The sequence below is a fragment of the Bathymodiolus thermophilus thioautotrophic gill symbiont genome (assembly GCF_003711265.1).
Lineage (GTDB): Bacteria > Pseudomonadota > Gammaproteobacteria > PS1 > Pseudothioglobaceae > Thiodubiliella.
This window is the reverse complement of record NZ_CP024634.1, coordinates 2,624,685-2,647,556: the sequence shown is the minus strand read 5'-3', so window position 1 is coordinate 2,647,556 and position 22,872 is coordinate 2,624,685. Positions and strand designations below refer to the sequence as shown.

Genomic DNA, 22,872 nt, shown 5'->3' with positions numbered 1-22,872 from the left:
ATAGGTTGCCGATGAAATTCAATTACTTATTTAAACAAAAAATAGATTACTAAATGAAAAAACTAACAAACAATCAAAAAAAATTCTTACGCGCTCGTGGACATGGGCTAAAGCCTGTGGTGATGGTCGGACAGCATGGGCTGAGTGAGTCGGTGGTGGCGGAATTGGCATTGACGATGACTAAGCATGAGTTGTTGAAAATCAAAATTCGGACGGATGACAAGGAGAGTAAGCAGGTGATGATTGATAAGATTGTTGATATTACTCGGGCGCATTTGGTGCAGGTGATTGGCAATGTGATGGTGATTTATCGTGCATTTGATGAAGAGCCACAAATTATTTTGCCGAGAAAATAACAGTTAATGGCACTCAAAATTGCGATTAGTGCTGCTGAGACTTCGGGGGATTTAATCGGCGCTAAGTTGGTGGCTGCATTAAAGGCGCAAGATGACACGGTGCAAATACAGGGGCTGGCGGGTGAGAAGATGCTGGCGGCTGGTTGTGTGCAGTTGTGGGATCAGCGGCAGGTGAATGTGATGGGGGTGAGTGAGGTATTGAAAAAATTGCCTGCTTTATTGCGCTTACGCAAGCGGATGATTGCCTATTTTTCTGCTGATGTGCCAGATGTGTTTATTGGTGTGGATGGGCCTGATTTTAATTTTGTGATTGAGAAGAAGTTAAAACGCCAAGGCATTAAGACTGTGCATTTTATCTCGCCTTCAGTGTGGGCATGGCGTCAGGGTCGTATTAAAAAAATTAAGAAATCAACCGATTTGGTTTTGTGCTTGTTTCCCTTTGAAGTAGATTTTTATCAAAAACATGGGCAACGAGCCGTTTTTGTTGGGCATCCATTGGCTGAAATGCTGCATCCTAGAAGTAATCACCAAAGCACCAAAACGGTTTTACTAATGCCCGGTTCACGCACGAGTGAAGTGACTAGATTGTTGCCTGAATTGTTAGCAGCAACAGAGATAATGGCAAAGCAGGATCCGCAATTGACTTTCCATGTGGCATTGGCAAATGAGGAATTGTTGGCATGGGCAAAGCCATTGAGCGATGCTGCTAAAGTGAGTATTTCTACGGGAGATGCGCATCAGCGGATGCCACAGGCGGATTTGGTGTTAGTGGCATCGGGGACAGCTGCTTTGGAGTTGGCGTTGATTGGTGTGCCGATGGTGGTGGTGTATAAATTGTCAGCGTTTAGTTATTTTATTGTCTCCAGATTGGTCAAAATTAAGTGGGTTAGTTTGCCGAATATCATTGCTAATAAGTCTTTGGTGCCAGAGTTGATTCAAAAAGATGCGAAGGGTGAGAATATTGCCAAGCACGCACTGGAAATTTTAAATGGCGATAGTCAAAATTTGGCAACAGAATTTAAAAAAATCCATCAACAACTTCATTTAAATGCCAGCACAGAATCGGCACGGCTTATTTATGAATTTATCAATGAGTGAGCCAGTTAGCAGTATTGTTGCACGGGCATTGAGCGAAGACATTGGTGCGGGTGATGTGTCTGCCAGTTTGTTGGATGAGAGCGGGGTGTCGGCACAGATTATCGCCAGAGAATCGGCGGTTGTGTGTGGTATTGAGTATGCGCAAACGGCTTTTTTATCGCTTGATGGTGATATTCAAATGAAATGGCAGTTGAATGATGGCGACAACATCAAGCAGGGGCAAGTTTTGTGCATTTTATCAGGTGCTTCTAGGGCAATTATTAGTGCGGAAAGGGTGGCACTCAATTTTTTGCAAACACTTAGTGCTGTGGCAACACAAACCCAGTATTTGGTGAGAAAAATTGCACACACCAATGCCCAACTTTTAGACACCAGAAAAACGATTCCTGGCTTGCGATTGGCACAAAAATATGCAGTTAAATGTGGTGGTGGCGTGAATCATCGCATGGGATTGTATGATTGTGTTATGCTCAAAGAGAACCATATTATTGCTGCTGGTTCAATCAAAAGCGCAGTTCAATTGGCGCATGCTAAATACCCAAATTTGCCTTTGATTGTAGAAGTGGAAGATTTGACCCAACTTACTGAAACGCTGGAATTGACTGGTATTAACAGGGTGCTTTGTGATAATTTTTCAATTGCTGATTTGACGCAAGCGGTGAAAGTAACGCACAACAAACTGCCTTTAGAAGCGTCAGGTAATATCGATGAAAAGACAATTGTGGCTGTGGCAGAAACGGGTGTCAATTATATTTCTACTGGTGCTATCACCAAAAACATTCAAGCCATTGATTTGTCGTTAAGATTTACCTGAAGCAAAAAACACAGGCGACAACAAATTATCTTTGGTGTTGTATCTGAGTGATTTGCCATTGACATCAACAACAGAGCCACCCGCATTTTGCAAAATACAAGCGCCTGCCGCCGTATCCCATTCAGAACAAGGGCCAAATTTAGGGTAATAATCGTATTCACCTTGTGCAATTTTGCAAAATTTTAGCGCACTACCCAAGTGTGAGAGTTGATGTTTACCCAGTTGTTGGAGATGGGTTTTCAAGTGGGCGCTGTGTGCTGAATAGTGTCCAGTTACCACGCGTAGTGGCTGTGTCGCTGTGCATACTTTGAGGCGTGTTTTGGTGTGGTTGTGAATTTGATACGCTTGATTGTCAAAACCGTAATAATGCGTACGATCAAAAGGCGCATAGACCAATCCAAAAATTGCCTGATGATTTTTGATATAAGCAATGCAAATGCAAAACTCCCCTGTTCGCTCTATAAAATCGCGTGTGCCATCCAAGGGGTCAATCAGCCAATATTCCTGCCATTTTGAGCGTTTTTCAAAGGCAATAGCATCAGATTCTTCCGATAAGATGGGTATGTTGGGCGTTAATTGAGATAAGACATTGACAATGGAACGGTGCGCATTTTTATCAGCAATAGTAAGTGGCGTTTCATCTGCCTTAAATTCAATTTCAAGGTCATTTTTATAATGTGACAAAATTTCATCCCCAACTTGGGTCGTCAGTTCGATAAGTTGTGGCAAGATTTTGTCAAATGTCATACGACTATCATACCTTATTGCTGGAAAGTAATTTAGATCCACTGGGCTTGAATGATGAATCAAGTGTGAATTTTGTTTTTATTCTGGAATTTACATTTTCTATTTTTGGATTGGAATTGTAGTTGGTGTTTTTGTATATAATAACATCTATGTTAGATGAATTGAAAATTTCTCAAGTTGCTGGATATGTTCTTTCTAAAGAGGACGAGCAAACAATGTCTATACTAAAGTTGATGAAATTACTGTATTTTATAGACAGGGCTTCATTGGTTGAATATGGATGTCCGATATCATACGATAGTATGGTGGCAATGCGCTTTGGCATGGTTTTATCAAACACTTATGATTTAGCAAGTGGTACGATAAAGTCAGAGCCTAATGGTTGGGAAAGCTGGGTGTCTGATAAAGAAAATCACAATGTGTCTCTCAAGAGACAAAATGTCAATATTGAGAGCTTTGATGAATTGAGCGAAGCAGATATTGAGATTATTGATAAAGTTTGGCAGCAGTATGGCAATAAAAATCAGTGGGAGTTAGCAGATATGCAACACGACCCTAAAATATGCCCTGAGTGGAAAGACCCTCAGGGCTCGTCAATGCCAGTAAGTTATCATGATATTTTTATATCTATTGGACTGGACAAAGAGACAGCCTCATCTTTATCCCAAGAAATAGACAAACGCAATGCAATCAATTTGGCGTTAAACGCATAATATAATGTTTATTCCGTTGCCCAGGGTTACCTTGCTTGTGGCAACACCAAGACAAGGAGATAAAGACTTAAAGCACCTTTTTATCATATTGACTGAACCTGTTAATGGTGAAATTGTTACCGTTAATCTGAGTAGTTACAAAACTTCATTTGATGACAAGTCTTGTGTTTTAGATAAAGGCGACCACCCTTTTATCAAACATAAAAGTTATATCGTGTACCATCGTTCAGAAATATTAAAGGCTACTCAATTAGAAAATATAACCATAAGGCAATTGGAGCAAGTTGCTGACGATGTCTTTAGACGCATAATTCAAGGTTTGTTACAATCAAAGCAAACGCCAAATAAAGTAAAGAAATTTTATAGAGATTATATTAATCAATAGGGTTCCATTCTCAATCGAATTTATGCCACCTGAGACTCCTGCATTTGACATAAATATTAACCAAAGGCCAACTTTCACTCATTTGTAAATTTTTATAAAGCCTATCTTATACCATTTTCAAAAATAAACCAAACAATCTAGCGCTCATCCTCATCCAAGTATTGGCAGTAAAAATACCTATGCTATCAATAAGTAACAGGTATTTTTATTGCTAATACTTGGATGATTATCAACACTATATTATTCATTTTATTTTTTGAAAAGGGTATTGGTTGCTTTGTTATATTGCCAAAGACAAGGCACAATACTAACTGGATATTTGTATCGGGCTTTGGTTATTTTGTCCAACGCCAAGTGGTTGAAATTGTTTATCCATAAAGTTAAAAATGCCCTGCAATCAATAGATAAACAGGGCATTTGTTGGTCTTACGCCATCTTTGCGATTTTGTAAATACTTGTTAAGTAATAACAAGTTGCAAACCTTGATAGACTTGTTGCTTACGAAGTCTATCAAGGTTTTAAAATGGTGGGCCTACTTGGACTTGAACCAAGGACCAATCGATTATGAGTCGATTGCTCTAACCAACTGAGCTATAGGCCCGAAAAAAATTTTACTCTAGGAAACTTTGCAATTTATGCGCCCTAGAAGGGTGCCTAAGTTTGCGCAACGCTTTTGCTTCAATTTGACGAATGCGTTCACGCGTTACATCAAATTGACGACCAACTTCTTCTAAAGTGTGATCGGTGTTCATATCAATGCCAAAGCGCATTTTTAACACTTTTGCCTCTCTTGGCGAGAGGTTGGCAAGTAAATCACCCGTTGTTTCCTTTAAGCTTTCTCTGGTGGTGATTTCTACAGGTGAAGAAAGATTGGTGTCTTCAATAAAATCACCAATATTAGAATCTTCATCATCGCCAACTGGGGTTTCCATTGATAAAGGCTCTTTGGCAATCTTTAAAATCTTAATAATTTTGTATTCCGGTAATTCCATCTCTCCTGACAATTCCTCAGGTGTTGCTTCACGACCAAACTTTTGCAGTAACTGGCGTTTAACACGATTGAGTTTGTTGATGGTTTCAATCATATGGACTGGAATGCGAATGGTGCGTGCTTGGTCTGCAATTGAGCGAGTAATGGCTTGACGAATCCACCAAGTTGCGTAGGTTGAGAATTTATAACCACGGCGATATTCAAACTTATCAACTGCTTTCATTAAGCCAACATTGCCTTCTTGAATTAAATCTAAGAATTGCAAACCACGGTTGGCGTATTTTTTAGCGATTGAAATAACCAAACGCAAGTTTGCTTCAATCATTTGTGCCTTTGCTTTTTTAGCATGGCGGTCGCCACGGCGATAAAGTTTGTTTAGTGCTTTTAATTCAACAATGGTGATTTGCATTTCTTCTTCATGCTCACGAAGATTTTTTTGTGCATAATAAATTTCATCTTTGCTCTCAAGCAAAGCATCTGCAATTTTTTTATCTAATGTGGCTTCTTTTAGCCAATCAAAGTTCGTTTCATTGTTGGTAAATAATTCAAAAAATTGTAGTCTTTCCATGCCAGCGTATAAGCAAGCGCTTTGCACAATCTTTTCTTGTTGTTTGACTTGGTGAACACGGTTGCAAATGGTTTCTACCATGGCAGTAACTAATTTTGGTGCTAAACGCAAGTCTGATAAACTGGTGGATAATTTTTCGCGTGCAGTAACGGTTTTTTCGTTGCGAAAGCCAAGCTCTTGATTGGTATTTTGATAGATTTCAGACAATTTTGAAACTTTGTCAAAACGCACATATACCTGGTCTTCATCGGGACCTGTATATTCCATTTCTTCCATGTCTGCGTATTCTTCGTCATCGTCAAACTCACCTGCATCAAAAGCCTCTTTTTTCTTGGCAAAATCTTGTGCATCGTTTTGGTAGCCGATAATAACATCTGTAATTTTACATTTTCCTTCTTCAAGTCGTGTGTGCGCCTTAAAAAAGTGTTCGGTAATTGATGGATACAGGGTAATTGCTTGCATAATTTCAAAGATACCAGATTCGATTTCTTTGGCAATGCGAATTTCATCTTCTTGTTCCAGTAAGTCTACCACGCCCATTTCACGCATATACATTCTAACTGGGTCGGTGGTTCTGCCAAATTCTGAGTCAAGGGCTGCCAAGGCGGCAACAGCTGCTTCCGCAGAAGTTGATTGCGCTTTGGCGCCTGATTCTACAACTAAGGTATCTGCATCAGGAATAGTTTCGGAGACGACAATATCCAATTCTTCTAAAATAGAAACAATGGGCTCGATTTGATCTTGTGTTAGCAAGTCCTCTGGCAATAGGTCGTTTAGCTCGGCATAGGTTAAATAACCTTTGTCCTTGCCAATCATGATGAGTTTTTCGAGCGCTTTTTTGTGTTCTTTTGTTGTAGATTTCATAAGTAATTATTTTATTTTATGACTGACCGAAAGAGAGTAATTATACATTAGACCCTTGTGCAATTGTTACAATTCAAATTTTTAGTGCGTTTTTTTGTTATTCAAAGTCAGAAAAGATGGTGCTAATAGATTGTTCTTCGCTAATACGCTTAATGACTTCTGCAAGTGTTGGTGCAATAGACAGTTGTCTTATTTTTTTACAACGAGCGGCTGGGTCGGACAAGGGAATGGTGTTGGTGGCTACAAGTTCGTCTAATTTTGAAGTATTAATATTGTCAATTGCATTGCCAGATAAAACGGCATGTGTGGCGTAAGCCACAACTTTTTTAGCCCCTTTTTCTTTTAAAATATTCGCCGCTTGGCAGAGTGTGCCAGCGGTGTCCACCATGTCATCAATTAACACACAAGTTTTGCCTTCAACATCGCCAATCACATTCATAATCTCAACCATATTTGCTTCTGGACGACGCTTGTCAATAATGGCCAAATCAGCATCATTTAGTTTTTTAGCAGAAGCACGCGCACGCACAACGCCACCGACATCGGGCGATACTACAATCATATCACGATAGTTTTTTTCAAGAATATCCTTGATCAATACTGGTTGGGCATAAATGTTGTCAATTGGAATGTTGAAGAATCCTTGAATTTGGTCGGCGTGTAAATCAATGGTTAAAATTCTGTCAACGCCAGATGCTTCAATCATTTTTGCAGCCAGTTTTGCTGTAATTGGCACCCGTGTTAAACGCGAACGGCGGTCTTGTCTAGAATAGCCAAGATAAGGAACCACAGCCGTAATTCTGGCGGCTGAAGAGCGTTTTAATGCATCAACCATAATGAGTAATTCCATTAAAGTTTCTGCCGGTGATGGTCCGCAAGTAGGCTGTAAAACGAATACATCGCAACCGCGTACATTTTCTAAGATTTCAACTTGCGATTCTCCATCGCTAAATTGACTAACCAGTGCCTTTCCTTGCACAATATTTAAATTTGAAATAATTTCGCCAGAAAGTTGAGGATTAGCGTTGCCGCTAAAGATTTTAATTTTGTCAAGTGACATAGAAATTGCTAATAGCCGTTAAAGTGTTTAAATTATACCTGTGAGACCTTTGCATAAATGTGAATAATCAAGAATCCACTTTTCGTTTACTTAGAAATTCCTTAAATCTGTTGGGGTGAGGTTGGGGCATTTATACCATTTTTAGAAATAAAATAAAGAGTATCGGGCTTATAATCGCCCAAGTTTATTGATAGTGAGACCTTTGCATAAATATGAATAATCATCAAGAATCCTCGTTTCACCCACTTGGTAATTTTTTAAACCCAGCCTTAGCCCTGCTAAGACAAGGTTTAAGAAAATTACCAAGTGGATATAAATTGAATTTTGCTAATCATCCATATTTATGCAAAGGTCTCATTTATATTTTTTGAAAATGGAGTTACCGTGCAAAACCTTCACCTTCTAAAAGACGAAGAAGTTTAGTTAGACTAAACGACTCAGTATTTCAAAGGTTTTTTAAATTGGCTGGGCTGGCAGGATTTGAACCTGCGCATGACGGGATCAAAACCCGTTGCCTTACCGCTTGGCGACAGCCCAATTAAGTGTTGGCGAGGTATTGAGCGCTTGCGCTACAAAACCTGACCATTTGTTTGGTAGCTTGTTAAATGCTACCAAAGCATCTTTCTCGTCTCTAAACTCTACAAAGACACAACTTCCTGTGCCTGTCATTCTCGGCTGGTATAAGTGGTTTTTGGATAATTTCAAATGCGTTAACACTTCTAAAATTTCACTCTCCAACTGAATGGCAGCCTCAAGACAATCATTGTGTGGATTGATTAGTTCTGAGAAAGGGTATATTTTCCCCACTATAGGGGTCATTGTCAATGCTTTATGCAAGAAAATTTCTTTGGTTGAAATATGTTTGTTAATAGAGACCACTAAAAAATAGTGTTTTGGCAAGTTTATGGGTGTCAAAATTTCCCCCACACCTTCCGCCCAAGCACTATATCCAGCAATAAAAATAGGTACATCAGCACCCAGTGTTAAACCAATTTCTGCCAATTGTTGTGTTGAATATTGGGTGCCCCATAATTGATTTAGTGCAATTAATGTAGTTGCCGCATTTGAACTACCGCCACCCAATCCACCCCCAGTGGGAATATTTTTTATGATAGAAATATCAGCACCCAAACTGGTACCTGTTGCTTTTTGTAGTGCTTTAGCCGCTTTAATGATTAAATCTTGCTCTAACGGCACGCCATCATTACCACTAATGCGTGTTATAACGCCATCTTGCTTAACAGTAAAATTAAGTTCATCACAATAATCCAATAATTGAAAAATGGTTTGTAAGTGGTGATAACCATCTGCTCGTTTCGAGTTAATGTGCAAAAATAAGTTGATCTTTGCAGGAGAGTACCAAGGGCTAATTTTTTTAATTGTCTTTTGCAGAGTTATACAAACATTTGTAAGTTAGGTATAGCCCAACTTTGCCTGTTTCTTTGGCGATACCATTCCTATGTATCATCTTAATAATTTGTGTGCTTAGTGCCTCTCTACGGCATTTGACAGAATCTAGGCGTAGATCTAACAGCCAAATCATGGCTGTTAAAACAACTTCTGATATAACCTTTAAGCCTTTGTTTTCTAGGTTTTCCGATAGTGTCCTTGATAAGAAAAATATTAATTTAAATTCGTCAATAGAGCCTTGTGGTGCAACTTCAAAGGTATTGATGTAGTCGGTAATTTTCGCTTTGGTTTCTGTGTATATATACTCAAAATTTTCAAGTGTATATTTTTCAAAACCCTTAATGACGCTATCCAAAATAGCGGTGTAATTAGCGGGGTCAATGTTGTTAACAGTCGACCATTTACAGTACGCAATGGGTAATCTTGTGGTAATTGCTTGTAGAACAATATCGTAATCTTGGTTGTAAGTTGGCAATTTATGGGGCTTTTTAGCCATAAATGTATTTTTTGGTGTATTCTCTGGACAAGTCTTTTTCTTCAATTAAGTTTTGCATAAATCCTCTGTCAACTTTATTGAAATTTTGATAATCTGCATCAAAATTCATAAAAGTGTCAGCTATGATTTTTACTGTGGCAATTTTTTTCGCAGACTTTTGTGCAAATTCAATGCTTTCTGCAGTTGGAAAGATCATTTTCATCTTTTTTATCATCCTAATTTTTTAATTCTATAGTAAAAATAGACTAATTTTTTATCTAAAATCCATTCTAAAGAATGGCCATTATACCAAAAAAATTAATCCCTGATAAAGGTTTTTCTATAGTGTTTAAGCTCATCAATAGAATCACGAATATCAGCCAGTGCTAAGTGTGCAGATTCTCCCTCACGAATCATTTTTGCCTCAGGTTTCCAGCGTACGGCTAACTCTTTTAGTGTGCTAACATCAATATGGCGATAATGGAAAAACTTTTCTAATTCAGGCATATAGTTGTATAAAAAACGCCTGTCTTGGCAGACGGTATTACCACACATGGGTGAGGCGCCTGTGTCTATATATTTTTTGAGAAATTCGATGGTTTGTTTTTCGGCTTGTTGTGCAGAGACATTGCTGTCTTTAACACGCTGAACCAGTCCAGAAGCGGTGTGGTGTTCGGTGTTCCATTCGTCCATACCTGCTAAAATTTCGTTGCTTTGATGAATAACAAGTGCGGGACCTTCTGCCAAAATATTCAAATCTTTGTCTGTAACAATTGTGGCAATTTCAATAATGACATCTTTTTCTGGCAATAAGCCTGTCATCTCTAAATCGATCCAAATTAGGTTGGTTTCTTTATTGCTCATATTAACATCCTGTGCTTTCTTTGACGAAGTCATCAAGTTTTTGATGAGCTGCGCCACTGTTTAAAATTTTAATGGCTTTATTGATGCCTGCTGGCAACGAATCAGCCACGCCTGATACATAAATTGCTGCACCAGCATTCAGTGCAATAATGTCTTTAGCGGCACCATCTTTGCCGTCTAATGCTTGTTGAATTAATGCCAATGAACTGTCGGCATCTTCTGCTTTAATGTCATCTAAATTGCCAAGTGATAGACCAAATTCTGTTGGATTGATTGTATAAGTAGTAATTTTGTCGTTTTTCAATTCAGCGACAAAAGTATCGTCAGCAATTGAAATTTCGTCTAATCCATCTTTAGAATGCACCACCATTACATGCTTAGAACCTAAGCTTTTGAGTACATTGGCCATTGGCTCAACCAATGCTTTGTCGTAAACGCCCATCACTTGATGAGGCGCTTTTGCTGGGTTGGTTAAGGGCCCTAGGACATTAAAGATAGTGCGCACTGCTAAGGCTTTGCGTGCGCCAATGGCGTGTTTCATTGCTGAATGGTGGGCAGGTGCAAACATAAATCCAACCCCAATTTTTTCTACGCTTTTACCAATCGCTTCTGCTGTCATCTCTAAATTAACGCCTGCCGCTTCTAGGACATCGGCACTACCTGATTTAGAAGAAATAGAGCGATTACCGTGTTTGGCAACTTGCGCACCTGCTGCTGCCACGACAAAAGCACAGGCGGTTGAAATATTAAACAATCCCAAGCCATCGCCACCCGTGCCACAAGTGTCAACCAAGTGTTTTGGGTCATGAACGGTAACACTAGATGCCAATGAGCGCATTACTTTTGCCGCTGCTGTAATTTCTATAACAGTTGCTCCTTTGATTGACAATCCCACCAAAAAACCACCGATTTGAGCCTCTTGCGTTTTGCCTGTCATAATGTCGTTCATCACTGCGCTCATTTCATCTTCGGTTAAATCTTGTTTTGCGATGACTGCTTTTATTGCCTCTTGTATGTTCATTTTTTTCTCATTAATAATTCAATTTCATCAATCGTTTTTGCTAGATTTTTGGTTAACACACGATTGCCATTTTCAGTAACCAGTATATCATCCTCAATTCTTACGCCAATATTCCAATAAATTGGGTTAATTTTATCATCCTTACGGATGTAAATACCGGGTTCAACCGTGGTTACCATACCTGCTTGATATTGTCGATGCTGTTCGCCTTGCTTATAACGCCCAACATCATGCACATCTAGCCCTAGCCAATGCCCTGTGCCATGCATATAAAATTGCGCCAAATCGCCATCAGTTTGTAAAATTCCTAATGCTATTAAGCCTTGTCGGATAATTTTTGTCGTAATTTGATGGGGCTTGGTAACAGTTTCCCCCGGTTTGATACATTCAATGGCAGCCAATTGTGCATCCAGTACAATTTGATAAATTTGTCGTTGCGCTTGACTGAATGTCCCATTTACTGGAAAAGTACGGGTAATGTCTGCGGCGTATCCAGCAACTTCACAACCGGCATCAATTAGCAACAAATCACCTTCATTCAGCACTTGGTCGTTTTTAATATAATGCAATATACAGGCATTTTTACCGCCTGCTACAATTGGTGTATAGGCGTGTTCGGCATTATTTTTTCTAAAATTAGCGTCAAAAATACTGGCAATTTCATATTCAAACGCCCCCGCTTTGCTTTGTTGCATTGCCAGTTGGTGTGCTTGTGTAGAAATATCAGCGGCTTTTTGCATTAATGCAATCTCATTGGTGTCTTTAATTAAACGCATTTCATGTAAATATTCATTGAGCGATTGCGTTTTGGTTGTCGTCAAGTATGCCATAATGTCATCGTCCAATGCACAAGGCTTGAAGTCGTAATATAAGGTTGTATTTGCAATTAATTGAGGCAATTGTGTTTTTAACTCACTAATAGGATAAGCATAATCTGCGTTTAAAGCCTGTGGTGCATTGGCAACGCCCAATCGTTCGCCATCCCAAATTTCACGCCTTGGGTCTTGGTCACGCAAAAAAATTGTATAACTTTCTTTGGAAAAAACCGCAATTGCCTCAGGCTCAGTAAAACCTGTTAAATACCAAAAATCACTGTGCGGACGAAAAGGATAATGCACATCGCCATTACGATATTGCTCTGGATTGGTGCTAACAATCACCAAAGCATTTTTTGCAAGTTGGCTTAGTAATTTTTTTTGTCTAATTTGATGTATCATTATCCCCCTCATTATAAAGTGCTTGATTTAGAAGCTATGAAAAATGTGCGTTTATACCAAAATACCCCTCTGATTGTCGGTAATGAGTTGATATTAAGCGCATACGCCTCACATCATTTAACCAAAGTATTGCGTTTCCCGCAAGGAAAAAATATCATTTTATTTAATGGCGATGGCATAAATTATAGTGCTGAAGTATTGCAAGTGAAAAACGAGTGTGTTGTTCAAATTCTAGAAAAAACACCAAACCTGTGTGAATCAAAACTTAATCTTACCTTAGCGCAAGGGATTGCTAAAGGTGAAAAAATGGACTTTTTAATACAAAAATCGGTAGAACTGGGCGTTAATAAAATCATTCCCCTTTTTACTGAACACTGTATTGTCAAACTTCAAGGCGATAAATTACACAAACGCATTGCCCATTGGCAAAAAATTATCATTGGCGCTTGCGAACAATCGGGCAGATCCGTTATACCGGATTTAATCCAAGCCATGAATTTTGAAACCTTTATTAACACCAAATTTGGCAATGGATTTGTGCTACATCATCGTGCCAAGCAATCGCTGTTAGAAATAGATAAAATCAATCAAGCGACCATTATCATTGGCCCTGAAGGCGGACTCAGCGACCAAGAAATAGCCGATGCAAAGGCACAAGGCGCCCAAAGTTTGCTTTTGGGATCAAGGGTACTAAGAACTGAAACTGCTTCATTGTCTGCTATTGCTAATATGCAATTATTATGGGGCAGTTAATGGAATTTATTAATGAAAACTAAACAGATATTACAATGAAAATAATTGAAAATTTTATAAAGAAAGAGTCTTCTAGTGGCGTTTTATTGGTGTTTGCAACCATTTGTGCGTTAATACTGAGCAATACATTTTTATCGCCAATATATGAGTCATTTTTGCATATTCCTGTTGAAATAAGAGTCGGCTCGTTGAATCTTGATAAATCACTTTATCATTGGGTGAATGATGGCTTGATGGCTATTTTCTTTTTATTGATTGGTCTCGAAGTAAAAAGGGAAATATTAGAAGGGGAGTTGTCTTCCTTGAGTCAAATCGCTTTACCTGGTATTGCCGCTATTGGAGGTATGATAGTTCCCGCAGTTATTTATTTGGCTTTCAATCAAAATAATCCAATGGCAGTGCATGGGTGGGCAATCCCAACGGCAACAGATATTGCTTTTGCGTTGGCAATTCTTTCTTTGTTGGGCAATCGCATTCCTGCTTCTCTTAAGATATTCTTAATGGCATTGGCTATTATTGATGATTTGGGGGCGATTGTTATTATTGCCATTTTTTATACCACTGACTTGTCCACTTTGTCAATTGTTGTGGCATTATTGTCTTTACTTGTTTTAATTGCGCTTAATTTATTCGGTGTCTCAAAAAAAGCAGCGTATTTTATTGTCGGAACTGTATTGTGGATTAGCGTGCTTAAATCTGGTGTCCATGCAACATTAGCAGGGGTGGTGCTGGCATTTACCATTCCGTTAAATGCAAAAGATGAAAACAAACAAGCAATTTCACCTTTAAAAGAAATAGAGCATAATTTACATTTTTGGACTGCATTTTTCATTCTGCCATTGTTTGCATTCGTCAATGCAGGTGTTAATGTTATTGACATATCTCTTAGTCAAATGTCTGGTTCTGTGCCATTAGGCATTATGTTTGGGCTATTTTTTGGCAAACAAATTGGTGTTTTTGGGTTCAGCTGGATTGCAATAAAACTTAAACTTGTTGAAATGCCCAAAGGCAGTAATTGGATGCAATTGTATGGGGTGTCAATACTGACAGGTATTGGGTTTACGATGAGTTTGTTTATTGTTTCTTTGGCATTTGAAGATGACAATATTTTTCAATATACGGATAAATTGGCAATACTAATAGGCTCGTTTGCATCAGGTATTGTTGGTTATTTAATTTTGCGAATGAAAACATAAGATAAAGTCGTTAATGCTGTTGTGTAAGCGTTATTCTAGGTATTTAGACAGTGGTTTATGGGGTGGTTAACAGTTTTAAGGCGTCTTGAATAGGGGTTAATACATTGGCCAATTTTTTGCGAATGGCAGAGCCTGCGAGGCTGTGGGCGGAAATTGTGCTGACGGCCAATTGTTCGCTGGCGCTGGCAAGTAGCAGTCGGGCTTTGATTTTTTCGTCTTCTAAGCCTAGTTGTTTGGCGACGGTTTGCGCTTGGTGTTGGCAGTGTTGAATGTCTGCAAGGGGTTGAATCATGGGGTGCGATAAACAACTGCCTAACACTTCTAAGGTGCGGTATAGGACATGTTCTTGGTTGATTTTTTTTAGAATGTGGGCGATGGTTTGCAGCATAATTTGACCTTGTTCGCTGTTGACATAGTCCAATTCTTTGCTGTTTGTGTCTAATGCGATTGTGTTGTTATTATTGGGTAAATTGCCTGCCATTCGTTCAATGAAACCCACTAAAAAGGCGGTTTTTCGTTGACCCTGTTTCCACAGTCTGTCTCGTGCTTGTTGAGAGATTAAATCACCTTGTAAGAGTAAATTGGCGGTGTCAATCAGTTGTGTTGTGTCGTCAGTAAAGGGTAAAAATTCTAATAAATAATCAGCAATTTGTTTGCCAACGGTGTGTTTGACGACAAAATCTCGGGTGAGTAGAAAACGCCCAATTTCTGCTTGTTGGTCGGTGTTGGTGGCGCACCACCAAACCAAATCAAGCACTTCATCGTCTAAGTTTTGCGAATTTGCTACGGCAACTACGGCTTCAATATTGCCAATTTTTAGCAATGATTTTAGGTTGGTAGAGCCGACTTGCCCCATTCTTGACCAGCGTTTTAAATAAGAGGGGTAACCACCCATACTGCCAAGCACTTTAGACACCAGAAGTTTTTGTGCGGCTTGAATGGTTTTGCCACTATCAGCTGTTGGGTTGAGGGTAATAGTCTGTTCTTTTTGGTCTGGTGTTAAGCCTACAACCACCAATTTATATACATCAACACGAATTGCCACACAAGTGGCAATGAGTACATTGAGTCTGAGTGTGTCTTCAGGTGTTAACATCTTTCTGCGTATTAAAATATCGATTAAATTGTGAAAGGGATTGCGATGCCAGCGCATCTTTAAATATAACCACCGATTCTTTTCCCACATTAATAATAAGCAAAAAACGAGATTGATATGCAGGATAAAAGGCAGTATATTGCTGTGTGGAATGGTCCTTTCTTTCCAATGTCAATCTGTTTTTGTCTAAAGAAATTTTAACAACTGAACGGGGGTGGCTTAACCACACCGCTCTTGGTAAGAAATAAACCAGCCATAGGGACAATAGGGTACTCATTCCTAAACTCAGCCATATATTATAAAAATAATACCAAGTTGCAAATAGAACAAGCAGATAAGTGGCAAGGCTTAAAGTTAAATAGATGGCTGATGTCTCCAGTTTGTTATTCATCTGCACCTAGTTCAAAGCCTATTTCTTTAGCACGGTTAAAGGCAACACGCATTGCATGGGAAACGATTGCTTCAAAATTTTGGTCTTGAAAAGACTCGATTGCGGCTTGTGTTGTGCCATTTTTTGAGGTAACTTTGTTGCGTAGTTGGCGTGCTGATTCGTTGTTTTGGTTTGCCATCATGCTGGCACCTAGTGCAGTTTGAATGCTGAGTTTTTCAGCCATTTTTTCATCTAGCCCGAGAGCAACGCCTGCATTGGACATTGATTCAATCATTAAAAAGAAATAAGCGGGGCCACTGCCTGAGAGTGCTGTAACGGCATCAAGCAGATCTTCATTTGCCACCCAAAAGCATTGGCCAACAGCGCTAAGGATTTGTTCTGCCAAGTCTTTTTGTTGGTTATTAACCGCCTCATTTTCAACAAGCCCCGTTGCGCCGTTGCCGAGCAGTGCAGGTGTATTTGGCATCGTGCGTATAATAGGTGCAGTGCCACCTAACCAGCGATTAATGTCATTGCTTTTGACGCCAGCAGCGATAGAAATGATTAAAGGTTGGTGGTGAATGTGCACTTGTATTTCTTTGCAAACATTTGATAATATTTGTGGTTTTACGGCAAGAATGATAACCTCACATTGTGCAGCAAGTTGTGCATTATCGGCAAAAGTTTTAACGCCAAATTCTACTTGTCGTTGCGACAATAAAACTTCATCTTTGTCACTGAGTCTGATGTTTTTTGCTGAAAATCCGTTTTTAAGTAAGCCAGAAATCAAAGCATAAGACATATTGCCTGCACCAATGAAGCCGATTGTTGTTGTTTTTTGCATTAAAATATCTCAAAACTCGTAAAATTGTGTATTCTACCTTTAACAACAAGGACAACAAGGAAAAAATGAAAAAATTTAATCCAAAACTAATTATGATTGATGTTGATGGCACTTTGGTCGATAGCGTGCCAGATTTGGCATATTGCGTTGATGAACTAATGGTAACCATGGGCAGGGAAAAATGGGGTGAGGAAAAAGTGCGTCATTGGGTCGGTAACGGTGTGCCAAAATTGGTAGAACGCACACTCACAGGCGAATTGGAGGGCACGGCTAATCAGGCTGAATATGATAAGGCCTATCCAATTTTTTTGGATTTATATGCCAACAACACTTCGGCTCGCTCATCGTTGTATGACGGCGTTCGAGAAGGTTTGGATTATCTGCAAGCACAAGGCTATATTTTGGGTTGCGTGACCAACAAAGCTGAACAATTTACACTGCCGATTTTAAAAGATTTGGGTATTTTTGATGAATTTGGATTGGTTATTTCTGGTGACACTTTGGCGAAGAAAAAACCAGACCCGTTGCCTTTGTTTCATGCAGCCAAATTTTTTGGCATTGACCCAAAAGATTCAATGATGTTGGGCGATTCAATCAGCGATGTAAAGGCTTCACGCGCAGCAGGTTTTGATATTATTTGTGTGTCTTATGGTTACAATCATGGCAATGATATTCGTGATGCCAAGCCTGATTTGGTGATCGATTCGATGGCTGAGCTTAAGCAGTATTTATGATGGTTGTATGAATACATTTGACCATCAACATATTTGGCATCCGTATGCCAAAGTGCCTAATCCCATAAAATCGCATACAGTGCTGTCAGCTGATGGCGTTTGTCTTAATTTAGAAGGTGATAGACGGGTCATTGATGGCATGAGTTCGTGGTGGTCAGCGATTCATGGTTACAACCATCCTGTTTTGAATCAAGCTGTAACTGAGCAACTCAAAAAGATGGCGCATGTTATGTTTGGCGGTTTAACACATCAAAGTGCCATTGACTTGGCAAAAACTTTGGTAACAATCACGCCAGAGCCTTTGAATAAAGTGTTTTTTTCTGATTCAGGTTCAGTTGCTGTAGAAGTGGCACTCAAAATGGCATGTCAATATTGGTACAATCAAGGCAAGGCAGACAAGCACAAATTTGTCACCATTCAGGGTGGCTATCATGGAGACACTTTCGGCGCAATGAGCGTATGTGATCCAAGCAACAGCATGCATCATGTATTCTCAGGCATTTTGCCCCAACATTTTTTTGTCAAAAGTCCATCTGTTACCCCTATGGATGAGGCATTGGCAGATTTAGAGGCAACGCTAAAGCAACATTCTGGCGCCATTGCTGCCATGATTTTAGAGCCTGTGGTGCAAGGTGCTGGTAGCATGCGATTTTACAATCCACAATATTTGCTTAAAGCCAAGGCACTTTGCAAGCAACACCAAGTGCTGTTTATTCTTGATGAAATTGCCACTGGTTTTGGCAGAACAGGTGAGTTATTTGCCCTGGAATATGTGGATGTTGAAGTGGATATTTTGTGCTTGGGCAAGACGCTGACAGGTGGCTATATGACGCTGGCTGCCACACTTACTACCGATGAGATAGCACAGACAGTTGGTACTTTGATGCATGGCCCTACTTTTATGGCAAATCCACTTGCGTGTGCGGTGGCAAATGCCAGTATTAATTTGTTACTTAATTCGCCATGGCAAGATAATATTGCTCGTATTGAAAAACATTTTTACGATGAACTTGCACCACTTAAGCAAAATGACAAAGTGGCTGATGTGCGGATTTTAGGTGCTATTGGTATCATAGAAATGGTAAGCGATATCGAGGTTGAAAAAACTCAAAACCAGCTTATTGATAATGGTGTTTGGCTTAGGCCGTATGGTAAATTTCTTTATACTATGCCACCGTTTACGGTTACTGATGATGAATTGTCAGTTATTACCAGTGCGATTAAAGTTGTTGTTAATACTTGATGAGACTTTTGCATAAATATGAATAATCATCAACAATCCACTTTTTACCCTTGGTAATTTTTTAAACCCAGCCTTAGCCCTACTAGGACAAGGTTTAAGAAAATCACCAAGTGGGCAAAAATTGAATTTTGCTCATCATCCATATTTATGCAAAGGTCTCTTAATAATATTTCTATCTTTTGCCCTTTCCTACTTTATGGGATATTGTATTATTCGACGGGATCAACATCTAAATACCAACGGACTTTATTTTTAAGGGTAAGTGTTTTGGTGTGTTGGTTGAGGGTGGCAAGCATTTGGTGTAGGGATTTTCTGTTGTCGGATTGCAAGTAGAGATTAAAATAATAATAGTCGGCTTTTTTTTCCATAACGGCAGAAACGGGCCCCCAAATTTCCACGGTGTCTATTTGAATGCTTTTGAGTAGTGTTGCCATTTCTTGTAAAAAATCTTGGGCATTTTGTTTGACTTTGGCGTTAGCGCAGATGAGGGCTTGATGGGAAAATGGTGGCATTTTGGCTTGGGTGCGTTGTTTGAGTAGGGTGCTGGCAAATTGAGTGTAGCGGTTGGACAGTACGAAGTTAAAAATGGGGTGGTCAGGGTAGCGGGTTTGAATAGCCACTTCGCCTTGTTCGCCACTTCTGCCGGCACGCCCTGATACTTGAATTAGGAGTTGCGCCAAGTATTCTGTGCCACGGAAATTGCTGGATAATAAGCCACCGTCAATGTCCAAAACGCCTACCATTGCTAGATTAGAGAAGTCGTGCCCTTTGGCCAGCATTTGCGTGCCGACAATAATGCAGGGTTCACCAGAGTTGATTTGTTCTAAATGTTGTTCAAAGGCTTTTTTGCGGCGAGTGGTGTCGCGGTCGATGCGAATGATTGAGGTGTTGGCGAAGTGTGAGCCTAGTGTTTCTTCCAGTCTTTGGGTGCCGTAACCAAACACTTCTAGCGATTGTTCGCCACAGTCGGGGCAGGTTTGTTCGGGTATTTTTTCATCGCCACAATGGTGGCACCTAAGGCGATTAATGTGGCGGTGATAAATCATTGACGAATCACAGTGGTCGCATTCTGATTTCCAATCGCATTGCGTGCAAAAATACACGGGAGCGTAGCCACGGCGGTTGATAAACAACATAACTTGTTTGTTATTTTTCAGATGTTGCCGCATTCTTTCGATTAATAATGCAGAAAGTGCACTACCTGTTTCGGTGCGCATATCAATCAAATTTACTTTTGGCAAGGGTGCACCACTTGCGCGTTTTTTTAGGGTTAGGCGAGTAATTTTTTTGTCCATCACTTGCTTGAGCATTTCCAAAGATGGTGTGGCTGTGCCTAATATCACAGGAATATCGGCTTGTTTGGCACGCACAAAGCACAAATCTCTGGCAGAATAGCGAAAACTGGATTGTTGCTTAAAAGAAGTGTCGTGTTCTTCGTCAATAATAATTAACCCTAAATTTGGCATGGGTGCAAAAATCGCACTGCGTGTGCCAAGTACCACGCCAGCAGAGCCGTCTTTTGCCATTAAATAGGCGTCTAATTTTTGTGTTTCGTTGCGTTGAGAGTGAATTGAGACGATGTGCGTGTTCAGTCTGGATTCAAAGCGTGCAATCATCTGTGGCGTAAGTCCAATCTCAGGTACTAGGACTAGCACTTGTTTGCCTTGATTGAGTACCTTCTGAGCGATGCGTAGATAGACTTCAGTTTTGCCACTGCCGGTTACCCCGTGGAGTAAAAATCCGTGATATTGGTTTAAAGAAGTTGAGATTTGCGCAATGGCATGTTGTTGTTCGTCTGTGGGTTCAAAATTGGGTTCGCTGGTTTCAATTGGCAGTCCGACCACTTTTTTGATGATTGCTGGTTTGCCAATGCGTAGATTTTTTGGCAATGCAGCGGCAATCACTTCGCCAATTGGATGATGGTAATAATTTGCTGACCAATGCAAAAAATCGAGCATTGGTTGATCTAATATTGGCGTGTCGTCCAATACTTCTTCAATGGTTTTTAGTTTTGCAAAATCACTTTTGTCTTTTTTAGCAAGTACAATGCCAATAACTTTTTTGCGTCCAAAAGGCACCTTAACCCGCATACCTTGAGCCACTTCAACTTCGCATTTATAGTCAAAAGTTTGATTTAATGGAACGGGAACAGCAACTTTAAGGATTGATGACAAGTGAAATTTATTGTTGTATAAAATAAATGATTTTATACAATAAATAAAAGTATGGTTGTTATTCAAAATAGTATTAACGATTTATCTATTGATGTGCAAAATCTGACTGATATTTTGCAACAAGTGATTGCCGATTTAGGGGTTGGCGCAAGTGAGTTGTTGATTCGTATTGTGGATATTGCCGAAATTCAACATTTAAATAAAACCTACCGCAATAAAGACAAACCCACCAATGTGTTGTCCTTTCCAAGTGATTTGCCTAAGGAAATTGACGAAGCTATTTTGGGAGATGTGGTTATTTGCAGTGCAGTGGTGAAAGCAGAGGCTCAAATGCAACACAAAACATTCGAGCATCATTTAATGCATATAGCGGTGCATGGGGCATTACATTTATTGGGTTATGACCACATTGAAGAAGAGGAGGCAGAAGCAATGGAGGCTTTAGAAATTAAGATTTTGCATGGATTGAAAATCTGTAATCCTTATGAATAAAAAACTTTATGCAAAGGTCTCCATTGATAACAAAATAAAGGGGAGGCCATAGACCTCCCCTTTATTTTTATTCCTTTCTTTAATACGCTTAACCGCTTAGTTCGGTTTTAATCTCTAAGCGTAAAAGTAATAAAGAAGCAACTTTACAATTCTGGTATTGCTTTAGGCACAATAGAATCAAAAAACTCTTTATGTGCAAGATATCTTTTAACAACCTTTTCTATGGCTGCCTCTGTATGTATATCTTTTATGCCATCAAAGAGTATTTCCGAAGCTTTTAGAATATTTATTATAACTGGGTTTTTAGAATGTGTCATATTGTTGCTTTTTATTTTTATCAACTGCTCCACACTTGCTTCAATTGTATCAAATATATTATCAAGGTGATGCATAATGTCTTTGTATTCACCATTAAATGGCTGTGTTGCTAGATAAACATCACATTGCATCACTGGAAATGGGTTAATAGATATTAAGTCGTTCACATTTCCAAATGGAGATTTAATATCTGTTCTCACACCAACAACAGGTAAATTAACAATGCTTGCGTAGGAAACTTCAACGGTCATCCCTATGTCCACTGGATCATCCATATTGGCAACAACTGCTATAGCATCCCTCATGCCACAGCCTAGATCAAAATAATATGGAATATAACAAGAGACTTCATTGGCAATTTTTGGATAATGTTTTTGTAAATAAGAATTCAATTTTGCTACCGAAAGCCCATCTCGTTGCGGTAAATAACAGCGATGTTTTTTACTTTCAAGGTATTTTGCAAGACAAGCGTTATAAAGGTTGGTGTCTGCATTAAACATTCCAGATGATAAATATATATTGTTTTTAAACATACTTTTCTTCTCCATTGTTAGAAAATTCACTTTGATTATACATTAAGATTTTTGCATAAAATAATCAAAATTAATAAAAATAAAAAAGTGGATTCTTGATGATTATTTATATTTACGCAAAGGTCTCAATATTTATATCTAAATACAGGCGCCTTCATTTTCAAAGCAATAAAAAGAACCCAAAGTTATAAAATATATGCAAGATTATCGCAGGTAATACATGGTTGGCTCTGTCTTTAAAATAACCAAAGATTAATGAAGGAATAAAAACTGCCAGCGCCCATAAAATTGGGTGATAAACTAAGTGTAACAACACAAATAAAATAGTCGTTAAGATATTGGCCAGCGAAAGTTGAGCAACAGTGCCTGCAAATTTAGTGTGCAAATAATCTTGTATTAAGTCTCTAAAAACCAATTCTTCAATGATAGGGTAAAGGAAAATGGCATAAATTGGATTGAATTCACTTTTTACAATCAAAGCACTGGCAAAAAAATAAACCAGAATCCAAACAATAAGAGCCGCTACAATAGCGACC

At 39.1% G+C, this 22,872-nt stretch carries 26 protein-coding genes and 2 tRNA genes; 11 read left to right on the top strand and 17 right to left on the bottom strand.

Annotated features, from left to right (window positions below; genetic code table 11):
- The first annotated feature begins 53 nt into the window (after positions 1-53).
- The 3 genes from yhbY to nadC are packed head-to-tail and all read left to right on the top strand — an operon-like array spanning position 54 to position 2,268.
- A complete protein-coding gene (gene yhbY / locus MS2017_RS09880; protein WP_071564606.1) occupies positions 54-356 on the top strand; it encodes a ribosome assembly RNA-binding protein YhbY in 303 nt (100 codons plus the stop codon).
- 6 nt (positions 357-362) lie between these two features.
- Positions 363-1,454 carry a lipid-A-disaccharide synthase gene (gene lpxB, locus MS2017_RS09875; protein WP_122952062.1) on the top strand — a complete coding sequence of 364 codons (1,092 nt, stop codon included), beginning with the start codon at positions 363-365 and terminating at the stop codon, positions 1,452-1,454.
- The gene (nadC, locus tag MS2017_RS09870; protein WP_122952061.1) at positions 1,435-2,268 is read left to right on the top strand and encodes a carboxylating nicotinate-nucleotide diphosphorylase; all 834 of its coding nucleotides are present in this window, start codon (positions 1,435-1,437) and stop codon (positions 2,266-2,268) included. Before lpxB ends, nadC begins: the two co-directional genes overlap by 20 nt.
- Here nadC and cysQ read toward each other — a convergent pair.
- Positions 2,254-3,078 (bottom strand): 3'(2'),5'-bisphosphate nucleotidase CysQ, encoded by an 825-nt coding sequence (gene cysQ / locus MS2017_RS09865; RefSeq protein ID WP_241156932.1) that lies wholly within the window; start codon positions 3,076-3,078, stop codon positions 2,254-2,256. The genes nadC and cysQ overlap by 15 nt on opposite strands.
- Before the next feature lie 152 nt (positions 3,079-3,230).
- Here cysQ and MS2017_RS09860 point away from each other — a divergent pair, with 152 nt between their 5' ends.
- Together MS2017_RS09860 and MS2017_RS09855 are read left to right on the top strand one after the other, a co-directional pair.
- Positions 3,231-3,728: a Panacea domain-containing protein gene (locus MS2017_RS09860; protein WP_164707701.1), complete on the top strand. Its 498-nt coding sequence runs from the start codon at positions 3,231-3,233 to the stop codon at positions 3,726-3,728.
- 88 nt (positions 3,729-3,816) lie between these two features.
- Complete coding sequence (locus MS2017_RS09855) at positions 3,817-4,113, top strand: hypothetical protein (RefSeq protein WP_139458236.1); 297 nt, start codon at positions 3,817-3,819, stop codon at positions 4,111-4,113.
- 524 nt (positions 4,114-4,637) lie between these two features.
- On the opposite strand, the gene MS2017_RS09850 is transcribed toward MS2017_RS09855, so the two are convergent.
- The 3 genes from MS2017_RS09850 to MS2017_RS09840 form a co-directional block, all read right to left on the bottom strand.
- Positions 4,638-4,714 (bottom strand) — tRNA-Ile (locus MS2017_RS09850).
- A 10-nt stretch (positions 4,715-4,724) separates the two neighbouring features.
- Positions 4,725-6,536, bottom strand: a complete 1,812-nt coding sequence (rpoD, locus tag MS2017_RS09845) for an RNA polymerase sigma factor RpoD (protein ID WP_071564613.1) — start codon at positions 6,534-6,536, stop codon at positions 4,725-4,727.
- Positions 6,537-6,633: 97 nt separating this feature from the next.
- Positions 6,634-7,596, bottom strand: coding sequence for a ribose-phosphate pyrophosphokinase (locus tag MS2017_RS09840; protein ID WP_122952058.1), 963 nt, complete (start codon positions 7,594-7,596; stop codon positions 6,634-6,636).
- Between the two features lie 212 nt (positions 7,597-7,808).
- Here MS2017_RS09840 and MS2017_RS11550 point away from each other — a divergent pair, with 212 nt between their 5' ends.
- A complete protein-coding gene (locus tag MS2017_RS11550; protein WP_164707700.1) occupies positions 7,809-7,967 on the top strand; it encodes a hypothetical protein in 159 nt (52 codons plus the stop codon).
- Positions 7,968-8,058: 91 nt separating this feature from the next.
- On the opposite strand, the gene MS2017_RS09835 is transcribed toward MS2017_RS11550, so the two are convergent.
- The 7 genes from MS2017_RS09835 to MS2017_RS09805 form a co-directional block, all read right to left on the bottom strand.
- Positions 8,059-8,133: transfer RNA gene (locus MS2017_RS09835), tRNA-Gln, on the bottom strand.
- Positions 8,113-8,967, bottom strand: a complete 855-nt coding sequence (gene ispE, locus MS2017_RS09830; RefSeq protein ID WP_084032300.1) for a 4-(cytidine 5'-diphospho)-2-C-methyl-D-erythritol kinase — start codon at positions 8,965-8,967, stop codon at positions 8,113-8,115. Before ispE ends, MS2017_RS09835 begins: the two co-directional genes overlap by 21 nt.
- A gap of 4 nt (positions 8,968-8,971) precedes the next feature.
- Positions 8,972-9,502: a hypothetical protein gene (locus MS2017_RS09825; protein WP_071563905.1), complete on the bottom strand. Its 531-nt coding sequence runs from the start codon at positions 9,500-9,502 to the stop codon at positions 8,972-8,974.
- Positions 9,495-9,704, bottom strand: a complete 210-nt coding sequence (locus tag MS2017_RS09820) for a hypothetical protein (RefSeq protein ID WP_071563906.1) — start codon at positions 9,702-9,704, stop codon at positions 9,495-9,497. Before MS2017_RS09820 ends, MS2017_RS09825 begins: the two co-directional genes overlap by 8 nt.
- A 95-nt stretch (positions 9,705-9,799) precedes the next feature.
- The gene (gene orn / locus MS2017_RS09815; protein ID WP_071563907.1) at positions 9,800-10,345 is read right to left on the bottom strand and encodes an oligoribonuclease; all 546 of its coding nucleotides are present in this window, start codon (positions 10,343-10,345) and stop codon (positions 9,800-9,802) included.
- A 1-nt stretch (position 10,346) separates the two neighbouring features.
- On the bottom strand, positions 10,347-11,366 hold the full coding sequence (gene trpD / locus MS2017_RS09810; RefSeq protein WP_122952057.1) for an anthranilate phosphoribosyltransferase: 1,020 nt from the start codon (positions 11,364-11,366) through the stop codon (positions 10,347-10,349).
- Positions 11,363-12,583, bottom strand: a complete 1,221-nt coding sequence (locus tag MS2017_RS09805) for an aminopeptidase P N-terminal domain-containing protein (protein WP_122952056.1) — start codon at positions 12,581-12,583, stop codon at positions 11,363-11,365. The genes trpD and MS2017_RS09805 overlap by 4 nt, the downstream gene beginning before the upstream one ends.
- Positions 12,584-12,601: 18 nt before the next feature.
- Between MS2017_RS09805 and MS2017_RS09800 the strand changes: the two genes are divergently transcribed.
- Together MS2017_RS09800 and nhaA are read left to right on the top strand one after the other, a co-directional pair.
- Positions 12,602-13,336 (top strand): 16S rRNA (uracil(1498)-N(3))-methyltransferase, encoded by a 735-nt coding sequence (locus MS2017_RS09800; protein WP_241156930.1) that lies wholly within the window; start codon positions 12,602-12,604, stop codon positions 13,334-13,336.
- A gap of 35 nt (positions 13,337-13,371) precedes the next feature.
- Entirely contained in the window at positions 13,372-14,532 is a 1,161-nt protein-coding gene (gene nhaA / locus MS2017_RS09795; protein WP_071563910.1) for a Na+/H+ antiporter NhaA, read from the top strand.
- A 55-nt stretch (positions 14,533-14,587) separates the two neighbouring features.
- Here nhaA and MS2017_RS09790 read toward each other — a convergent pair whose 3' ends face one another.
- The 3 genes from MS2017_RS09790 to proC are packed head-to-tail and all read right to left on the bottom strand — an operon-like array spanning position 14,588 to position 16,842.
- The gene (locus tag MS2017_RS09790) at positions 14,588-15,628 is read right to left on the bottom strand and encodes a hypothetical protein (protein ID WP_122952055.1); all 1,041 of its coding nucleotides are present in this window, start codon (positions 15,626-15,628) and stop codon (positions 14,588-14,590) included.
- Positions 15,615-16,019, bottom strand: a complete 405-nt coding sequence (locus tag MS2017_RS09785) for a hypothetical protein (RefSeq protein WP_122952054.1) — start codon at positions 16,017-16,019, stop codon at positions 15,615-15,617. The genes MS2017_RS09790 and MS2017_RS09785 overlap by 14 nt, the downstream gene beginning before the upstream one ends.
- Positions 16,012-16,842 (bottom strand): pyrroline-5-carboxylate reductase, encoded by an 831-nt coding sequence (gene proC / locus MS2017_RS09780; RefSeq protein ID WP_122952053.1) that lies wholly within the window; start codon positions 16,840-16,842, stop codon positions 16,012-16,014. Before proC ends, MS2017_RS09785 begins: the two co-directional genes overlap by 8 nt.
- A 65-nt stretch (positions 16,843-16,907) precedes the next feature.
- Here proC and MS2017_RS09775 point away from each other — a divergent pair, with 65 nt between their 5' ends.
- Both MS2017_RS09775 and bioA read left to right on the top strand, forming a co-directional pair.
- A complete protein-coding gene (locus MS2017_RS09775; RefSeq protein WP_122952052.1) occupies positions 16,908-17,576 on the top strand; it encodes a phosphoglycolate phosphatase in 669 nt (222 codons plus the stop codon).
- A gap of 7 nt (positions 17,577-17,583) precedes the next feature.
- Positions 17,584-18,819: an adenosylmethionine--8-amino-7-oxononanoate transaminase gene (gene bioA / locus MS2017_RS09770; protein WP_071563914.1), complete on the top strand. Its 1,236-nt coding sequence runs from the start codon at positions 17,584-17,586 to the stop codon at positions 18,817-18,819.
- Positions 18,820-19,028: 209 nt separating this feature from the next.
- Here bioA and priA read toward each other — a convergent pair whose 3' ends face one another.
- Positions 19,029-21,059, bottom strand: a complete 2,031-nt coding sequence (gene priA / locus MS2017_RS09765) for a replication restart helicase PriA (RefSeq protein ID WP_241156929.1) — start codon at positions 21,057-21,059, stop codon at positions 19,029-19,031.
- On the opposite strand from priA, the gene ybeY reads away from it, so the two are divergent.
- Positions 21,045-21,485, top strand: a complete 441-nt coding sequence (gene ybeY / locus MS2017_RS09760; RefSeq protein ID WP_071563915.1) for an rRNA maturation RNase YbeY — start codon at positions 21,045-21,047, stop codon at positions 21,483-21,485. The two genes, priA and ybeY, sit on opposite strands and share 15 nt — an antisense overlap.
- A gap of 143 nt (positions 21,486-21,628) precedes the next feature.
- On the opposite strand, the gene MS2017_RS09755 is transcribed toward ybeY, so the two are convergent.
- Both MS2017_RS09755 and mrtJ read right to left on the bottom strand, forming a co-directional pair.
- Positions 21,629-22,336 carry a TIR domain-containing protein gene (locus MS2017_RS09755; RefSeq protein ID WP_122952051.1) on the bottom strand — a complete coding sequence of 236 codons (708 nt, stop codon included), beginning with the start codon at positions 22,334-22,336 and terminating at the stop codon, positions 21,629-21,631.
- Between the two features lie 160 nt (positions 22,337-22,496).
- The gene (gene mrtJ, locus MS2017_RS11960) at positions 22,497-22,814 is read right to left on the bottom strand and encodes a JDVT-CTERM system glutamic-type intramembrane protease MrtJ (protein ID WP_420886050.1); all 318 of its coding nucleotides are present in this window, start codon (positions 22,812-22,814) and stop codon (positions 22,497-22,499) included.
- Positions 22,815-22,872 lie beyond the last annotated feature (58 nt).